This is a genomic window from Hydrogeniiclostridium mannosilyticum, assembly GCF_003268275.1.
GTDB lineage: Bacteria > Bacillota > Clostridia > Oscillospirales > Acutalibacteraceae > Hydrogeniiclostridium > Hydrogeniiclostridium mannosilyticum.
Genome location: NZ_QLYR01000005.1, coordinates 182,252 through 199,126, shown reverse-complemented (window position 1 = coordinate 199,126; position 16,875 = coordinate 182,252). Strand labels below are relative to the sequence as shown.

General features: G+C 48.7%; 14 protein-coding genes. 11 read left to right on the top strand and 3 right to left on the bottom strand.

Going from position 1 to position 16,875, the window contains the following annotated elements:
* Window positions 1–387 precede the first annotated feature (387 nt).
* Together DPQ25_RS09450 and DPQ25_RS09445 are read left to right on the top strand one after the other, a co-directional pair.
* Complete coding sequence (locus DPQ25_RS09450) at window positions 388–1,320, top strand: nucleoside hydrolase (protein ID WP_112332918.1); 933 nt, start codon at window positions 388–390, stop codon at window positions 1,318–1,320.
* Between the two features lie 32 nt (window positions 1,321–1,352).
* Window positions 1,353–2,129, top strand: coding sequence for an alpha/beta hydrolase (locus DPQ25_RS09445; protein WP_112332917.1), 777 nt, complete (start codon window positions 1,353–1,355; stop codon window positions 2,127–2,129).
* A 205-nt stretch (window positions 2,130–2,334) separates the two neighbouring features.
* Here DPQ25_RS09445 and DPQ25_RS09440 read toward each other — a convergent pair whose 3' ends face one another.
* The 3 genes from DPQ25_RS09440 to DPQ25_RS09430 form a co-directional block, all read right to left on the bottom strand.
* Entirely contained in the window at window positions 2,335–3,474 is a 1,140-nt protein-coding gene (locus tag DPQ25_RS09440; protein WP_112332916.1) for a toxic anion resistance protein, read from the bottom strand.
* A 47-nt stretch (window positions 3,475–3,521) separates the two neighbouring features.
* The gene (locus tag DPQ25_RS09435; protein WP_112332915.1) at window positions 3,522–4,679 is read right to left on the bottom strand and encodes a 5-bromo-4-chloroindolyl phosphate hydrolysis family protein; all 1,158 of its coding nucleotides are present in this window, start codon (window positions 4,677–4,679) and stop codon (window positions 3,522–3,524) included.
* Between the two features lie 112 nt (window positions 4,680–4,791).
* Entirely contained in the window at window positions 4,792–5,583 is a 792-nt protein-coding gene (locus DPQ25_RS09430) for a helix-turn-helix transcriptional regulator (protein ID WP_112332914.1), read from the bottom strand.
* A gap of 119 nt (window positions 5,584–5,702) precedes the next feature.
* Here DPQ25_RS09430 and DPQ25_RS09425 point away from each other — a divergent pair, with 119 nt between their 5' ends.
* The 9 genes from DPQ25_RS09425 to DPQ25_RS09385 all read left to right on the top strand — a co-directional run bounded on the left by DPQ25_RS09425 (window position 5,703) and on the right by DPQ25_RS09385 (window position 16,871).
* Complete coding sequence (locus DPQ25_RS09425; protein WP_112332913.1) at window positions 5,703–6,758, top strand: Gfo/Idh/MocA family protein; 1,056 nt, start codon at window positions 5,703–5,705, stop codon at window positions 6,756–6,758.
* 12 nt (window positions 6,759–6,770) lie between these two features.
* Window positions 6,771–7,493: a ThuA domain-containing protein gene (locus DPQ25_RS09420; protein WP_112332912.1), complete on the top strand. Its 723-nt coding sequence runs from the start codon at window positions 6,771–6,773 to the stop codon at window positions 7,491–7,493.
* 28 nt (window positions 7,494–7,521) lie between these two features.
* The gene (locus DPQ25_RS09415; protein ID WP_112332911.1) at window positions 7,522–8,628 is read left to right on the top strand and encodes a Gfo/Idh/MocA family protein; all 1,107 of its coding nucleotides are present in this window, start codon (window positions 7,522–7,524) and stop codon (window positions 8,626–8,628) included.
* A gap of 198 nt (window positions 8,629–8,826) precedes the next feature.
* Entirely contained in the window at window positions 8,827–9,048 is a 222-nt protein-coding gene (locus tag DPQ25_RS09410) for a hypothetical protein (protein ID WP_112332910.1), read from the top strand.
* A 193-nt stretch (window positions 9,049–9,241) separates the two neighbouring features.
* Complete coding sequence (locus DPQ25_RS09405; protein WP_242978283.1) at window positions 9,242–11,059, top strand: ABC transporter ATP-binding protein; 1,818 nt, start codon at window positions 9,242–9,244, stop codon at window positions 11,057–11,059.
* Window positions 11,060–12,898 carry an ABC transporter ATP-binding protein gene (locus tag DPQ25_RS09400; protein ID WP_112332909.1) on the top strand — a complete coding sequence of 613 codons (1,839 nt, stop codon included), beginning with the start codon at window positions 11,060–11,062 and terminating at the stop codon, window positions 12,896–12,898.
* A 14-nt stretch (window positions 12,899–12,912) separates the two neighbouring features.
* A complete protein-coding gene (locus DPQ25_RS09395) occupies window positions 12,913–13,731 on the top strand; it encodes a serine/threonine-protein kinase (protein WP_207657305.1) in 819 nt (272 codons plus the stop codon).
* 154 nt (window positions 13,732–13,885) lie between these two features.
* The gene (locus DPQ25_RS09390; RefSeq protein WP_112332908.1) at window positions 13,886–14,743 is read left to right on the top strand and encodes a ComEC/Rec2 family competence protein; all 858 of its coding nucleotides are present in this window, start codon (window positions 13,886–13,888) and stop codon (window positions 14,741–14,743) included.
* 10 nt (window positions 14,744–14,753) lie between these two features.
* Window positions 14,754–16,871 carry an alpha-L-rhamnosidase-related protein gene (locus DPQ25_RS09385; protein WP_112332907.1) on the top strand — a complete coding sequence of 706 codons (2,118 nt, stop codon included), beginning with the start codon at window positions 14,754–14,756 and terminating at the stop codon, window positions 16,869–16,871.
* The last annotated feature ends 4 nt before the right edge of the window (window positions 16,872–16,875 follow it).

Genomic DNA, 16,875 nt, shown 5'->3' with positions numbered 1-16,875 from the left:
GATACAGGAGTACATCAAACGTCAGTTGGACGAGGACAAAGCCGGGGAACAACTGACGATGGGGAACGTCTAAACCCGTTTACGGGTAGCAAGTAACAATCTCTCGCAATTGGCAGACCGTACTTACGCGACGTGACGCGTCCGGCTAGTATCAGAGGGCTTTGCCCGTCTATGAAGAACCCCCGGCTTTGCCGGGGGGTTCCTATTTTATAAAATTGTAAATGCTTTTAACAAAAATTAATAAAATTAGCACGAGCTGTTTATAGCTTCTCTAACATTATTTCGTTTAAAGAAATATTAGAATAGAAAAATAAAAAAGCTCTTTTACTTCTTTGTGTTTTGTTGTATAATATTTCAAGATTTTATCAGTGAAAGGAGTCCATGATTATGCAGTGGATTAAGCCGGAGGATGCCCAACTAATTGAACGTTTGAAAAAACCAACCGGAAAAGTAAAATTAGTTTTAGATACAGATACCTTCAACGAAGTAGACGATCAATTTGCCGTGGCCTACGCACTGCTGAAGCCGGATAAATTTGATATTTTGGGGATTCATGCCGCACCATTTTTTAATAATAACTCGGTTTCACCGGAAGATGGCATGGAAAAAAGCTACCAGGAGATTATCCATCTGCTGGAGTTGATGGGTAAAACAGACCTGAAGGGCCTTGTTTACCAGGGGTCTAGAAATTATCTTATAGATGAAGAAACCCCGCAGCCGTCTCCGGCTGCTGAGCATCTGGTGCAACTGGCCAACGACCTGCCCGAGGGAGAGCAGCTTTATGTAGCGGCCATCGGCGCTATTACCAATGTTGCCTCTGCAATTTTGTTGGATCCCTCCATTATCAATAAAATTGTTGTGATCTGGCTAGGCGGGAATGCGCTGACTTGGCCAACGGCGAAGGAATTTAACTTAATGCAGGACATTGCAGCCGACCGTGTCGTTTTTGACTGTGGTGTTCCGTTGGTTCAGCTGCCCTGTATGGGGGTGGTAACGCATCTTGCGACGACAAAGCCGGAAATGAAAGCATACATGGCAGGAAAAAATCCATTGTGCGACTATTTATATAAGATAACCTGCGAGGATTCCGAGCGTATTTTCCCGGGAAAATGCTGGAGCAGAGTGATTTGGGATGTGTCCACCATTGCCTGGCTGGCCTGTGATTCAGGCGCTATGGCCGATGTGCTCATTCACAGCCCCATTGTTTCCTATGATTTTAGCTATGGAAAAGACCTCAACCGGCACTTTATTAAGTATGTTCATTGGATTAACCGGGATGCTGTGTTTGAGGATCTATTTGGAACTTTAGCAAAAGCTTAATCCGGCAGAAAAAAGGGAGAAGGTGGCTCTAAGTGGCTTATTTTTCAGGTACTGTCCAGTCGCAGGTATTGCAGATGAAAACAGGCCTCAATGTCATAACGCCGGTGGATATTCTCAAGGACGATCGAAAATATCCAGTTGTTTACTTACTGCATGGTTTGTCAGATAATTGCTATGACTGGAATGAAAACACGCAGCTGACCCTGCTTGCCAATACCTATGGAATTGCTTTTATTATTCCCGAAGTACAGCGCAGTTTTTATACGGATATGGCGTATGGTTTGAAGTATTTTACTTATGTAGCTGATGAATTGCCCCAGATTGCACAGCGCTTGTTTCCTATTTCAGGCCGAAGGGAGGACTCCTATGTTATGGGCCTTTCAATGGGCGGCTACGGGGCCTTAAAATGCGTATTTCTGCGGCCGGATCGTTTCGCCGGCTGTGGGGCGTTTTCGGCTGCATGTTCCCTGAAGGCCTGCGTGCAGATGGCTGACGAATCACAGGAAAAGGAGCTAAAGGCGGCTTTTGGCATAAATTTGGAGCATTTAGAGGAAAATGAGCTGACCACTTTAGCAATGCAATGTATTTCCCAGGGATTTCAACCAGATATTTTTATGACCTGTGGAACCGATGACTTCATCTATCAAATGAGCGTTGATTTTGCGGCATTTCTTGATAAAATCGGTATGCCCTATGAGTTCCAGAAGTGGCCGGGCGTCCATGAATGGTATTTATGGAATAAGTCTCTTCACCTGGCTTGCGCGCATTTTTTTACAAAGCAGCAGGATGATTACTGCAATATTCAATAATAGAAAAGAATCTGTCGGGATATGCTGACAGATTCTTTTCTACAGATGTGTTTTATTTAAAGGAGCTCAATGAACGCAACGACGGCCTATCCGCAGGATAGGCCGTCGTTGCACTAGCAATAAAGCTCTCTGTAAAATAAATTATAATAGCCAAGTTGGGCGTTCTTCCTATTCATCAAAAGGTTCCCGGTCTATAATAAAGCTCTCAGCGGCGGATATCCAATAGTTTCTGCTTGAGCTCACCCTCAATCTTGCTGAGTTCTTGCTCTGCTTCCTTCCGCTTTTGACGGCCTTCCTGCTGAATACGCAGAACCTCATCCAGTGTAGAAATCAGGTTCTCGTTTGTATTGCGGAGAGTTTCAATATCTACAATGCCGCGCTCCGATTCCTTCGCTGTCTCAACAGTAGCCATTTTAAGCGTAGTGGCATTTTTGCGTAGTAGCTCGTTGGTCATATCGGTTACTTCGTGCTGTGCCTGCGCGGCCTGCTGAGAATGTGTAATTCCTAATGCCAGCACCATCTGGCTTTTCCACAGCGGAATGGTGTTGACGAGTGTGGATTGAATTTTTTCGGACATCAGCGTATCGTTACTTTGAACAAGCCGAATTTGGGGAGCCATTTGAATAGAGATCATGCGTGTCAGCTCTAAATCGTGCAGCTTTTTTTCAAACCGGCTGCACAAGGAGGCCAAGTCGTTTGCCGCCTGGGCATCCTCCGGCAGATTGGTCTGCTTGGCTTTTTCAGCCAGCGCAGGGAGTTCGGTAGCTTCAACCTCCGCCAGCTTCTTTTTGCCGGCCAGGATGTACATGGACAATTCCTTGAAATAAACCTTGTTCAGCTCATACATTTTGTCGAGCATAGCAACGTCCTTTAAAAGCTGAACTTGGTGGTTTTCCAGTGCGCCGGCTATTTTATCTATATTGGCTTCCGCCTTATCATACTTGGCCTTCATTGCGGTTAATTTATTGGAGGTACGCTTAAAAAAGCCGAAGAACCCTTTTTCCTCCTCATCGACATCAAAGCTTTTCAGTTCCGTAACAACATTTGAAAGCATCTCACCAACCTCGCCAAGGTCTTTGGTTCTGACGTTATTCAGGGTGTTTTCAGAAAAGTCAGCAATTTTCTTTTGTGCGCCGGAGCCATATTGCAAAATTACATTTGAATTGCTAAGCTCTATCTTTTCGGCAAAGTCATTTACTATTTTCCGTTCTTGTTCGCTGAGGGAGCTCTCATCGAAAACAGGGGCTTCCGGTTGTGCAGAGGTCGCGGGCTGTAAAGCAACCTCAGTGTCGTTTTCAAGAGGTTCCAGGGTCAGCGTTGGGGTTACATCTAATTTTTCATCCATTTTGTAAACTCCTCCTATTTATAGTCGTATTGGCGTGGTTAACATATTTATTTCTCATCGATACTGGTTTTCATGCCGTCTTCGGTAAGCCCTTCCTGCGCCAGCATGGTTTCCAAGGCAGAGATATCCGTGGAAATATCCATGGCCTCATGCTCAAAAAGCGAATCCAGCAGATTTTTAAAGGCAACGGTAATGGTGTCCAGTGTATCGCTAATTTCTGTTTTTGCCGACTTAATATTTTCCCCCTGTATGGGCTGAGCGTCGAACTCTTGGTAGGCCTGCAGCAGCTTCAGCGTGGTCGGCAGGTAATAGCTCATAAAACGGCGAATCTGCGGGAGCTTTTCCGGCCTCTTTGAAATATACTCAAATATTTTTGCGGTTACAATCTCCAGCTCATCAATCTTTTGGGAAATTTCTTCACCAGGAATGGCATCGTTTGCAGCCCGGATTTGGCGGATGTACTGGCGGCCCTCTGCGATAGCGCTTTGAAGAGGGTCTGTACTGTTGAGCTGTTGTGCCTCTTCCTTGCGCCGAGACATCAGGTTCTTTGTGTGCAAATATTCACGATAGGTTTCATGATCCAGGATGAGACAGGTCTGTTCTGCATCTAGGTGGGCGGTGGGGAGCAGGCCCTTGCGGATCATCTTGAGCAAATCCTTTACCGTATAGGAGACCTTTTTTTGGGTGACAGACGCTAAATCAGTAATTGGGCAAAATTTAGAATCGCCTATGTAGGAAATATAGGCCTTAAAGCGTTTATAGTATCCGCGAACAGAAAAGCCTTTTGCAACCATAATTCCGGAAGCTGCCGTCAATAACGTGAAAATTGAGATTAAGGCAATGGAGCCCGGAACAGTTGCCGCTAACAAAAAAGGAATTGTAGCCAGTATAATTAACAGACAGAGCCCGAAAATGCCCAATCCCATGAAGCCGAAGGTCAACAAAAGGATACTGATGACATTTTCCTTTGAAAAGACCTTTGACTGCAGCGCCGCCGGTTTTGCCGTGGCCGAAGACGAGGTCTGTTCCGTTTGGGTTGTTGGAGCCCTGTCGCTGGCCCAATTATGGTTTTGGTTGTTCATTACTTCGCGGATGGTTCCGTCTATGGTATGTTTTATTTCATGAAAGCTTTTGGAGCTGGTGACCTGGCGCACACCTCGCTGGACCTGCCGTCCTATATTTTTTAGAAAGTCTCTGTTATCCATGTGCTCCTCCCATATGCCAACGATTCACAGGATGTATAATTAAGTTTATTATAGCTTATTTGCGGGGAAATAACAAGGCGACAGAGGATGAATTTTGCAAGCGGCCTGCGCCTCAAAAAATTGTATTGCGGTAAGCGCTCGGCGATGCGCCGCAGAGCTCTTTGAAGGCGCGGTTAAAAGTGCGCTGGCTGTCAAAGCCGCATTCGTAGCAGATATCCAGGACGCTTTTCTTCGTGCTGCGCAGTAAGTTTTGTGCAAGGTTGACACGCAGACTATTGACATATTGATTAAAACTGGTCATTAGCTGTCCGGAAAATACACGCGATAAATAGTATTTGCTGACCCCGAGTGCCGACGAAAGATCTTCTAAGGAGATGGGACGCGTGAAGTTTTCGGATAGATAAAAGATCATGCGGGAAATCAGATCGGTGCGCTGAACATCGGTGTTGCGCTCAAATACCAGTTCAGGCAGAACACGGGCCAGAATCAGCTGTACAAGCGCCTGGTTTGCCGCAGCGTTAGGCTGCTCCAAGCTTTGTTTTTGCAGGGCACGCATGGCATAAGCGACATCTTCATGGATCTGGCCAGCCTGCAAAACCGGTATTTTAGGGTGCTGCTTCAGCAGCGTGTTGGTAAAACTGCCGGTCAACGCCAGCGGACAGATGGCAAGAATGAATGAATTGGATCCGCCGGGCGGCGTTTGGTAGGCGTGCAGGATATTGGGGAAAATGATCGCCAGCCCGCCATTTGAGAGCAAATACTGCTGACGGTTGGTCTGTATTTGCGCCGTGCCGTTTACCGAGTAAAAAAGCTCAATCGGCTCGTGTAGGTGTGGAGGAAAATTGATGCCGTCTGTGTCAAAGCAGTGCAGTTCGCTGTATTGATTTTGATAAAAGGGAAGCATGGGCGTCTTCTCCTTACATAGCAATATTTGGCTAGTTTTTCTGGATTTATGACCTGTATTATACAGGAATAGATGATATAATTCAATCGAAAATAAAAAGTTTTTTGGGAGGATTAGATATGAGTCATCGCCTGGCAGTTATTGGTTACGGCGGGATGGGCTCTTGGCATGTAGAGAATGTCCGGGAGAAGATTCCGTCTTTGGAAGTAAAGGGGATTTTTGACGTTCGGCAGGAGGCTTGTGACAAGGCTAAGGAAAACGGCTTGTTTGTTTACAGCAGCAAGGAACAGCTTTTGGCGGACCCGGAGGTGGATCTGGTCACCATTGCGGTTCCCAATAATTTTCATAAGCCACTGGTCATTGAGTGCCTGCGCGCGGGTAAGAATGTCATTTGCGAAAAGCCGGTTGCGCTCAACGCGGCAGAGCTGGAAGACATGATCGCGGTTTCCAAAGAAACCGGGAGGCTGTTTTCCATCCATCAAAATCGCCGCTGGGATAAGGATTATGCCATTATTAAAAAAATGGTCCGGGAGGAACTGCTGGGAAAACCGTATTTTATTGAGAGCCGGGTGCTGGGCTCCAGGGGTTCCATGCACGGTTGGCGCGGTTACCGCGTCAACGGCGGCGGTATGGTTCTTGATTGGGGCGTACATTTGATTGACCAGCTGCTGGATATGATCGATTCGCCGGTGGTTTCAGTAGACAGTCATCTAATCCATGTATTCGGTGGAGAAGTAGACGACAGCATCAAGGTATTTCTGCGTTTTGAAAACGGCCTTTCCGCTATGTGCGAGATGTCAACCAACTGCTTCATTAACCAACCGCGCTGGCATGTTTCCTGTACAGACGGCACTGCGGTTATTGAGGATTGGGCCTGCAATGGGAAAATGGTAAAGCTGAACACGGAGGCCGAAATGGAGTGGGCAGACGATATTGTTTATACGGAGGCAGGGCCCACCCGGACCATGGCGCCCAGGCCGAAGGAGACAACCCTTGAGCTGCCGCTGCCGGAGGTTCAGACAGATTGGAGCGATTATTATAAGAATATCCTGGCAGTGCTGGACGGGGAGGCGGAACTGATTGTCCGTCCGGAGCAGGCACTGCGGGTGATGAAGGTAATCGATGCCGTATTTGAAGCGGATCGATTAAACTGCGGCGTACATTGCCATATTTAAGGAGGCTAGCAAATGAAGAAGGTTTTAATTGTCCAAGGTGGCTGGGATGGTCACGAGCCGCAGCTTACCAGCAAGCGTTTTGCGGGTCTGATGGCTAAAAACGGATATGAGGTCGAGATTAGCGATACACTGGACTGCTTAGCCGACGCGGAAGCCCTGAAGGAGCTGGACCTTATTGTGGCCTGCTGGACGATGGGAGCAATTCGGCATGAATATGTAGAGAACGTCTCCAAAGCGGTTGCCGCTGGGGTAGGCCTGGCTGGCTGCCATGGCGGAATGTGCGACTCTTTCCGCGAGGACACGGAATGGCAGTTTATCACCGGCGGCCAGTGGGTCAGCCATCCGGGTGGAGACGGCATTCCCTATACGGTGAATATTTGTAGGGGGTCCAGCCCAATTATAGAAGGCTTGGAGGATTTTCCGGTTTGCAGTGAGCATTATTACCTGCATGTGGATCCGGCCATTGAGGTGCTGGCAACTACACGTTTCCCCGTGGTGCATTATTACCACATCTCCAATAAGCCGGTTGATATGCCGGTTGCGTGGACAAAATTTTGGGGAAACGGCCGGGTGTTCTACACTTCTTTGGGGCACCACGACGATGTCTTTGACAAGGCCCCGTCTGCGCAGATCCTGATGGAGCGCGGCATGCTTTGGGCTGCCGAGGGCAAAGCATACGCGGTAAAACACGGCCTGACGACTGAACGTTTTGAAAATACCGCAAAAATGTATTAACGGCAGTGGTGAAAAAGGGGGGAGCGATATGAAAAAAACCAGGATTGGTATGGTGGGCGTTGGCGCAATCAGCGGCATCTACCTACAAAATATTACAAATTTGTTTCAGGAGCTGGAGGTAGAGGCCGTCTGCGATTTGGTTCGTGAAAAGGCGGAGCGGGCACAGTCGGAGTATGGCGTACCGAAGCTCTACGATACCATGTACGAGCTGTTCGAGGATCCGGAGATTGATATTGTTTTAAACCTGACACGCCCCTATGAGCATTACGAAGTCACCAGGGCAGCGCTGGAGGCCGGAAAACACGTTTATTCAGAAAAGCCGTTGGCGGCAACCTGGGAGGAGGGCAAAGAATTGGTGCGCCTTGCCGCAGAAAAGGGGCTGCTGCTCGGCGGTGCGCCGGACACCTTTATGGGGGCGGGCATCCAAACCTGCCGCAAGCTCATTGACGACGGCATGATCGGCGAACCTGTCGGCGCCGCCGCCTTTATGATTTGCCGCGGCCATGAGAGCTGGCATCCTGATCCGGAGTTCTACTACAAGCACGGCGGCGGGCCGATGATGGACATGGGGCCTTATTATGTCACGGCGCTGATCAATCTTTTGGGTGGAGTGTCCGGTGTTACCGGTGTGACAAAGACTTCGTTTCAGCAGCGGATCATTACAAGCGAGCCCAAATGCGGTACCGTGGTGGAGGTAGATGTACCCACCTATATTACGGGTATTTTAAATTTTGACAGCGGCGCAGTGGGAACATTGTTCACTACCTTTGACGCCTATTATAACGAGCAGGCGCGTTTTGAAGTCTATGGCTCAAAGGGTACGCTGTATGTGCCGGACCCGAACTGCTTTGGCGGGCCAGTTCGTTTGCTGCGCCCGGAAGATGGAGAGACGAAGGAAATGCCGCTGCTTTTTGATTATAAAGACAACAGCCGCGCGCTTGGCCTGGCGGATATGGCGCAGGCACTGCAAACTGGTAGACCGTTCCGCACCAGCTGCCAACAGACGCTCCATGTATTGGAGGTTATGACAGCGTTCCAGCGCAGTAGTGACCGCAGGGCGGAGGTCGCAATAGAATCCCGCTATGAGCGTGGGGCTGCGATGAAAAATAACCCGATTCACGGTATATTAGACTAATTTTATCGGAATGAACTACGGCCCGAAAAGTATTCATCAATAAGCTTGCCGCTGTCAAAGATAGCCTTTTGTAGGTATATATTTTAACCCTGAACAATTTTTTATGATTTTTTGTCAAATAACTATTGAAATCTTCAAAATGGTTCGCTATAATAAAAAACATACTTCATTTAGATTTGAAAGGAGGGAACAGAACCTATGAAACGCAGAATGAGTCTGTTAATGGGGAGCTTGGTGTCGTTAATAGCGGCTATGGGGGGAGTTTGTGCGTCTGCGGCTGAATTCGCACGGTCTGCTTCGATAGTAAATTATGATACGGGAGAAACTTTTTGGGTTTTGCCGGTTGTGATAATTGGGGTTGTCGCGTTGCTCATGGTTCTGATCCTGGTGATTTTGAATCTTAGGCACAAAAAAGAGTGACCCCCTGGTATTTTGAAGATCATGAATCGGGTTTATCCATTGAAAAGTTTTGCTCCCTGTATGGAACTTGAAATGGATGGACCCGGTTTTTTTGTCCTTTTTTTAAAGCAAAGGTTTTCAAGGAGGGGCTCGAGGGAGGCGTGGTATTTGTTTAACAGGCTTTACAAAGAAGAGGGAAGAGGAGGTATGCAGATTGAAGAAAAAAAGCAGTCTTAGGTCCATTGCCCGCTATCTAAAGGGCAGTATCTATTTATTTGTGTTTTCAATTATATTTTCAATGCTGAATACGGTATTTAACGCGTTGACGCCACAGATTATCCGCATCACGGTGGATTCCGTCATTGGTGAAGAACCGTTTATGCTGCCGCAGGCCGTCAAGGATTGGCTGCCCCTTGAGCAGGGAGCCCCCCTGCAGCTTTTATTAATAGCGGCACTGTCTATTTTGATTGTCGCTGTTTTTGCCGGTGCTACCACCTATGCAAGCCGCATGACATTAGCGAAGGGGTCCGAAAATTTTGTAAAGGCTTTGCGGGATAAGCTGTACGCACATATTCAGAAATTACCCTTTAGCTGGCATGTCCATAATAAAACGGGTGAAATTATCCAGCGCTGTACTTCCGACGTGGAAGTCATCCGAAATTTTATTACCAACCAGCTGATGGAAGTTTTCCGCACGGTTTTTCTGATTGCGCTGTCACTGGCGATTATGTTCTCAATGAATGTAAAAATTTCGTTGATTGCACTGACCTTTGTTCCAGTGGTCGCCGGTTATTCGGGGTATTTTTTCTCACGCATTGCCAAACGGTTTCGCTCCGCAGACGAAGCAGAAGGCGTTCTTTCCTCGACCGTACAGGAAAATCTGACCGGTGTACGGGTAGTGCGTGCGTTTGGAAGGGAAAAGTTTGAGATCAACCGGTTTGATGATAAAAACAATCATTTCGCCAATTTGTGGATTAAGCTGGGGCATTTGTTGAGTGCCTACTGGGGAATCGGCGATTTGATCACCGGGCTTCAAATTCTCACCATCATCATTGTTGGCTGTGTGGAAACAGTAAATGGAACTATTACGCTGGGGGAATTTTTGGCCTTTATTTCTTACAACGCTACTCTGGTGTGGCCCGTTAGAGGACTGGGGCGTATTCTCTCTGAGATGAGTAAGGCGGGGGTTTCAGCCGATCGTGTCAATTATATTCTAGAGTCCAAAGAGGAAGAGGATATTCCGGATGCCCTGACACCGCCGATGAATGGGGATATCCGCTTTGAACATATCAATTTTTCCTATGAGGGTACACAGCCGATTCTGAAAAATGTGGATTTTACCATTCAGGCTGGCACAACCTTCGCTATTTTAGGAGGCACTGGGTCTGGAAAATCGACTCTTATGCACCTGCTTAACCGCCTGTATGATCTGCCGCCTGAATGCGGGCGGATTACCGTGGGAGGGACCGATATTGCCAAGATGAAACGGAGCTGGGTTCGGGAAAATATCGGCATGGTCCTACAGGAGCCCTTCCTATTCTCCAGAACAATACAGGAAAACATCAGCGCGTTTCGCCCACAGGCCTCCATGGAGGAAATTCGCGGTGTTGCCGGGATTGCCTGTGTAGATGAGGCGATTGACGGTTTTACAGAGGGGTACGAAACCATTGTCGGTGAACGTGGCGTCACCCTTTCCGGCGGGCAAAAGCAACGTGTTGCCATTGCACGCATGCTGATGCAGAGGGCCCCGATTATGGTGTTTGACGACTCGCTCTCGGCTGTTGACGCTGAGACCGACGCAAAAATCCGCAAGGCGTTAAAGCACAGCCTGGGGAGTTCAACTGTCATTTTGATATCCCACCGCATCACAACGTTGATGCAGGCCGATCAAATCCTTGTTCTTGAGGACGGCGCAATTGCCGAAATGGGCACCCATGATGAACTAATTCACCAGGACGGCATCTATAAGAGTATTTACGACATTCAGATGAGCAGCGACGACCGCCTGCTCTTACAGGAGGGAGGAGAATAAATGCCGGCAATTGAAGAAAAAGAATATACAAAGTCTCTCGACCTGAAGTCCTGGAAGGGGATTTTGCCCTTTCTAAAGCCGTACCGCGGCCTGCTGGTTATGATTGTGGTGTTGAATCTGCTGGTTGCGGGCGTGGACATTTCTATGCCGCTTTTCCAGCAGTTTGCAATTAACAATTTTATTAAAATGGATACCACCGAGGGAATTTGGATTTTTGGCTTGGTCTACGGCTTGGTCATCATTTTGCAAACGACCTTTGTCGTACTGTTTACCCGCCGCTCTATGAAGGTTGAAATGCGGTTAGGGCGTGATATGAAACGCGCTTGCTTTGTCCACCTGCAGCAGCTGAGCCTTTCCTATTATAATGTCACGCCGGTCGGCTATATCTTAGCGCGTGTGATGAGCGACACAAACCGTATAGCGAGCTTAGTGGCCTGGGGCCTGGTGGATATGCTGTGGTCATTTACCTATGTAGTGGGTGTTTTCATTGCGATGTTCCTGATTAACCCGGGGCTTGCACTTCTGGTTATATTGATTGTACCGGCAATTGCACTTCTGACAGCATACTTTCAAAAGCGCATTCTTCACTGGAACCGTAAGGTGCGCCGGATTAATTCACAGATTACCGGCCTCTATAACGAGGGAATCATGGGAGCAAAAACCTCCAAAACACTCACGATTGAGGATAAAAACTTTGAGGCCTTCGCAGAAGTATCCCAGAATATGCGTCATTCCTCCATTCGGGTTTCGCGCCTGAGCGCGATTTATATTCCGCTGGTCATGCTGCTCAGCTCTGCAGCGACTGCTATTGTTCTAGCGCGCGGCGGTATTTTGGTGATGGAAAACGCCATGCTGATTGGTACGCTTTCCGCTTTTACTTCCTATGCGGTCGGCATTTTTGAACCGATTCAGCAACTGGCACGCAATATCGCGGACATTATCTCTGTTCAGGCCAACATTGAGCGAGTCACAGGCTTGTTGGACCAAAAGCTTGGCATTACGGATACGCCCGAGGTGGTTGCCAAATATGGCGACTCCTTTGAACCCAAAAAAGAAAATTGGGAGCCGATTAAGGGAGATATCGAGTTTTGCGACGTTTCCTTTCATTATCCCGACGGCAGCGAAGAAGTGCTAAGCCACTTTAACCTGAAAGTGCCGCACGGAACAACTGTCGCGATTGTCGGTGAAACTGGCGCGGGTAAAAGCACCCTGGTCAACCTGGCCTGTCGTTTTTTTGAGCCGACAGGGGGTAAAATCCTGATCGACGGCAAGGATTACCGTGAGCGCTCACAGTTGTGGCTGCACAGTAATATTGGCTATGTACTGCAAAATCCGCATTTATTTTCCGGTACGGTCATGGAAAACATTCGCTATGGGCGTCTGGAGGCGAGCGACGAGGAGGTTTATGCGGCCGCCCGGGCTGTTTCGGCGGATACGGTGGTAGATAAGCTGGAAAACGGATATGAAAGCGATGTCGGAGAGGGCGGAGACCGCCTTTCCACTGGGGAAAAACAGCTGATCTCCTTTGCCCGCGCGGTACTGGCAGATCCAAGAATTTTTGTGCTGGATGAAGCAACCTCCTCTATCGACACGCAGACGGAGCAGTTGATTCAGGCAGCGATTTCTCATCTGCTGAAGGATCGCACTTCCTTCCTCATTGCACACCGTCTGTCAACCATTCGCCAGGCGGACCTGATTTTGGTGGTAAAGGACGGAAAAATTGTGGAACAGGGCCAGCATATGGAGCTGCTGAAAAAACACGGCTATTACCACGACCTTTATATGAAACAATTTGAAGAAGAATCGGCTATGAGCGTGCTACAGGCCGAGGAGGCCTGAGAATAGGAGGAAGTTTGATCAAGGTAATCGATGGGCTCCCCTGCCGCTTGCAAACGGACTGCAACCTGGATTTTCTGTCGGCCTATGGGCGTGTATTCCGAGTTCTGGACGACCAGGATTCCGGAAACTTATGCTTTGGCCTTGAGCGTGGCGAGCGCCGGTATTTTCTTAAGTTTGCCGGGGCGCAAACACTCCGTTATCAGGGGACACCAGAGCAAGCTGTGAAGCGTCTGAAGCAGGCTTCAGCAATTTACATGGAGCTGTCCCATCCCTGTTTAATTCCTTATCATTGCTCTGAAAAAGTCGGAGATGGCTTTGTGATGATTTTCGACTGGGTTGATGCCATTTGTATGGGCAAGCAATATCCTGGACAAAGAGAGCAGTTTATGGCTCTGCCGCAGGAGAGTCTGCTGGATGTATTCGAGGCCGTGTTGGAGTTTCACCGTTACGTAGCCAAACGTGGGTATGTGGCGATAGATTTTTACGACGGCAGTATTCTCTATGACCGTTCCGCGCATAAACCATATATCTGTGACATTGATTTTTACCAAAAGTCTCCAACAGTGAATACGATGGGACGCATGTGGGGCTCCTCTCGTTTTATGTCGCCGGAGGAGCATACCTTGGGAGCGGTTGTGGATGAGGTTACAACTGTCTACACTATGGGCGCGACGGCTTTTGCCCTTTTTGGCGGTGAAACAGAACACACACTGGAGAAATGGCGCTTATCTGAAGAGCGTTACCGCGTGGCAATGCGGGCTGTGGCTTCGAAACGTTCGGAGCGCTACCCCACCCTTGCCGCTTTGACGGCGGCGTGGAAGCTTGCAAAATAAAAAGGTAAAAACTGAGGGAATCTGCCGGAGTAAATTCTGGCGGATTCTTTTTTAAATAAAAGCAAAATATCTGTTGACAGCAACTGCATATCTGATAAAATGAAAATGGTTTCATGAGCTTTTTTATGGAGAACGCAGAAGGGGATGGAGTAGAATGAGTCGTTCTTATATGTATTTACTCAGAGGACGGACGCCAAGTCAAATGATGTCCTTTGTTCTACAAACAGAAAACGGTCAGCTATTTGTTATAGACGGCGGTGTTCGAGGAGATGCGGAGGCGCTCCTGGCGCTGCTGCGTAAGCTCGGCGGTCCGCATCCGGTCATTGAGGGGTGGTTTCTAACGCATGTCCATGAGGACCATATCGCAGCGCTGACCTCTATTTTGGAAAGCCGTTTGAATGAGCTGGAGATTAAGCGGCTTTATTTTCATTTTCCGGAACGGCCGTTTATTGCGGACAATGAGGCTTGGGAAATCCACACTTGGGATGAGTTTTATGCGGCTTTGCCGAATTACCAAGGAATAAAAACAGTTTATCAACAAGGGGACCGCTATGAGTACCCCGAAGCCCGCTTTGAGGTACTCTATACCTATGACGGCAGCTATCCAATGAACGCCATCAATAACAGCAGCACGGTGCTGCGCTTGACGACGGGAGGGCGCAGGGTACTGCTGCTGGGGGATCTTGGCATTGAGGGCGGACGCCGGCTGCTGGCCGGGCAAGGCGCCGGGGGGTTAAGGAGCGATGTTGTCCAGTTGGCGCATCACGGGCAGAACGGCGTGGAAAAAAGCGTTTATGAAGCCGCCGCACCGCAGGCATGCCTCTGGTGTACGCCGCTGTGGTTATGGGAGAATGACCCGGGCCAAGGCTATAACAGCGGCCCTTGGAAAACCTTTGAGGTACGCCGTTGGATTATTGATGAGTTAAAGGTCCCACTGAATTGGGTGGCTAAGGACGGGGATGGAAAATTGATTTTGTCCCCCGAAGAGCTGATAATTAAACCGTATAACTAGGAGGCGTAGGGTGAAAGAGCAATTATTTGAGCTAGCCAAACCGGTTTGGCTGCAAGGAAAAGCAGAGGAAATACATATCCGGGCTCAATTCCGGGCTGTGTTCCGTTGTGAGGAGGAAGAGGTAAAGAAGGCTGTTTGCCGCGTGGCAACCTCTGGGATTTATAACCTGTTTGTTAACGGAAGGTTTGTTGCCTATGGGCCGGCACGGGCGGGAAAAAATCACTTTCGCATGGATGCGGTTTCTATTGAGCCTTTTATTAAAAAAGGCGTCAACGTGATTGCGCTGGAAGTAGCCGGCTATTATGTCAATAGTTACTATTTGCAGTGCCAGCCTTCTTTTGTACAGGCAGAGGTCTTGTGTGGAGAGCGAGTCGTGTGCCACACGGGCGGCACAGATTTTATCGCCCGTATTAATCCCTATGCGGTCCGCAAGGTGATGCGCTACAGCTTTCAGCGCCCGATGATGGAGGCGTACCGCTATGGCGGGGAAGAGGACGGCTTTATGTGTGCACCGGATTATAGCGGCGAGGTGTTTCCGCAGGAAATAGTGGAGGATAAGAAGATCATAGAGCGGCTGGCGCCCTACCCGGAATATGAATCAGTCCAAGCTCAGCCGGTGTCGTATGGCGAGGCACGCCCTGGCTATCAGCCAGAAGAAATCTGGAAGGAACGGGCCAGTAAGTCTATGGGTCCCAAACTGCGGGGCTTTCCGCTTGAAGCGTGTGAGTGGAATGTGGTTGAGGAAGTCCAGCGTTTCCAGTATATTGCCAGCCCGGGGATGCTGGCCGGGGAGGCATTGCCGAATCACCACTATCAAATATATGAGTTGCCCTACAATGCAACCGGCATGGTGGATTTTGAGGCCGAGTGTGCGTCCGAGATGGATCTTTACTGCATGTTTGACGAGGTTCTGTCCCAGGGCGATGTGGCGTTGCCGCGTATGGGGTGTGTCAACGTAGTAAAATATCATCTGGCGCCAGGAAAATACCACCTCAAATTCTTTGAGGTGTACACCATGAAATACATGAAATTTATTGCTTCAGGCAGTGATTGCACAGTGAAAAATGTGCGGATGGTTGAGTATAAGCACCATCCGGTGCAGCTTAGCCTACCAGTTTTAAACGGAAATGAAAAGCTACAGAAAATTGCGGCTGCCGCAGTGGAAAGCTACCGCCAGAATGCAGTAGACCTGTTTACGGACTGTCCCTCCAGGGAGCGTGCCGGCTGGCTGTGCGACAGTTTCTTTACTGGACGGGTGGAAAAACTGCTGACGGGGCAGAGCCTGATAGAGCGGAGTTTTCTGGAAAATTTTCTGCATGAGGAATCCTATGCCTTCCTTCCTGAAGGGATGCTGCCAATGTGTTATCCATCCGACCATGACGACGGTAATTTTATTCCCAACTGGGCGCTGTGGCTGGTGGTTGAGCTGGAGGAATATCTGGCGCGTTCTGGGGACCGCATGCTCGTTGACGCATTTAAAGATAAAGTGTACCGTTTATTCCAGTATTTTAAAAGCTTTGAGAACTGCGATGGATTATTGGAAAACCTGGAGCAGTGGGTTTTTCTGGAATGGTCCAGAGCCAATGACCTTACACAGGATGTAAACTATCCCAGTAACATGCTTTACAGTGGGGCGTTAAGGGCGGCGGGCCGGCTTTATGACGACGGCGTGCTGCTTGAAAGGGCAAAGCAGGTGAAGGAAAAGATTTTGGAGCAGTCCTGGAACGGGGCTTTCTTTACAGATAATGCGGTACGGCAAAATGGGGCGCTTGTGTTCCCCAACGAGAGCACCGAGGTATGCCAGTACTATGCCTTTTTCTTTGACATTGCAACGCCCAAAAGCCACCCAAAGCTTTTTCACACACTGTTGGAGGAATTTGGCCCTGAGCGCAAGCAGACAAAGCATTACCCTGAAGTGGCCTTTGCCAATGCCTTTATCGGCAACTATCTGCGCCTGGACATTCTCTCTAGGTATGGCTACCACAAAGAGGTTTTACAGAACATAGAAGGGTATTTTTACTACATGGCGGAAAAAACGGGGACGCTTTGGGAACACGACGGCGACTATGCCAGCTGTGACCATGGGTTTGCATCCCATGTATTATATTGGCTTAATAAAATGTGTTAATTAA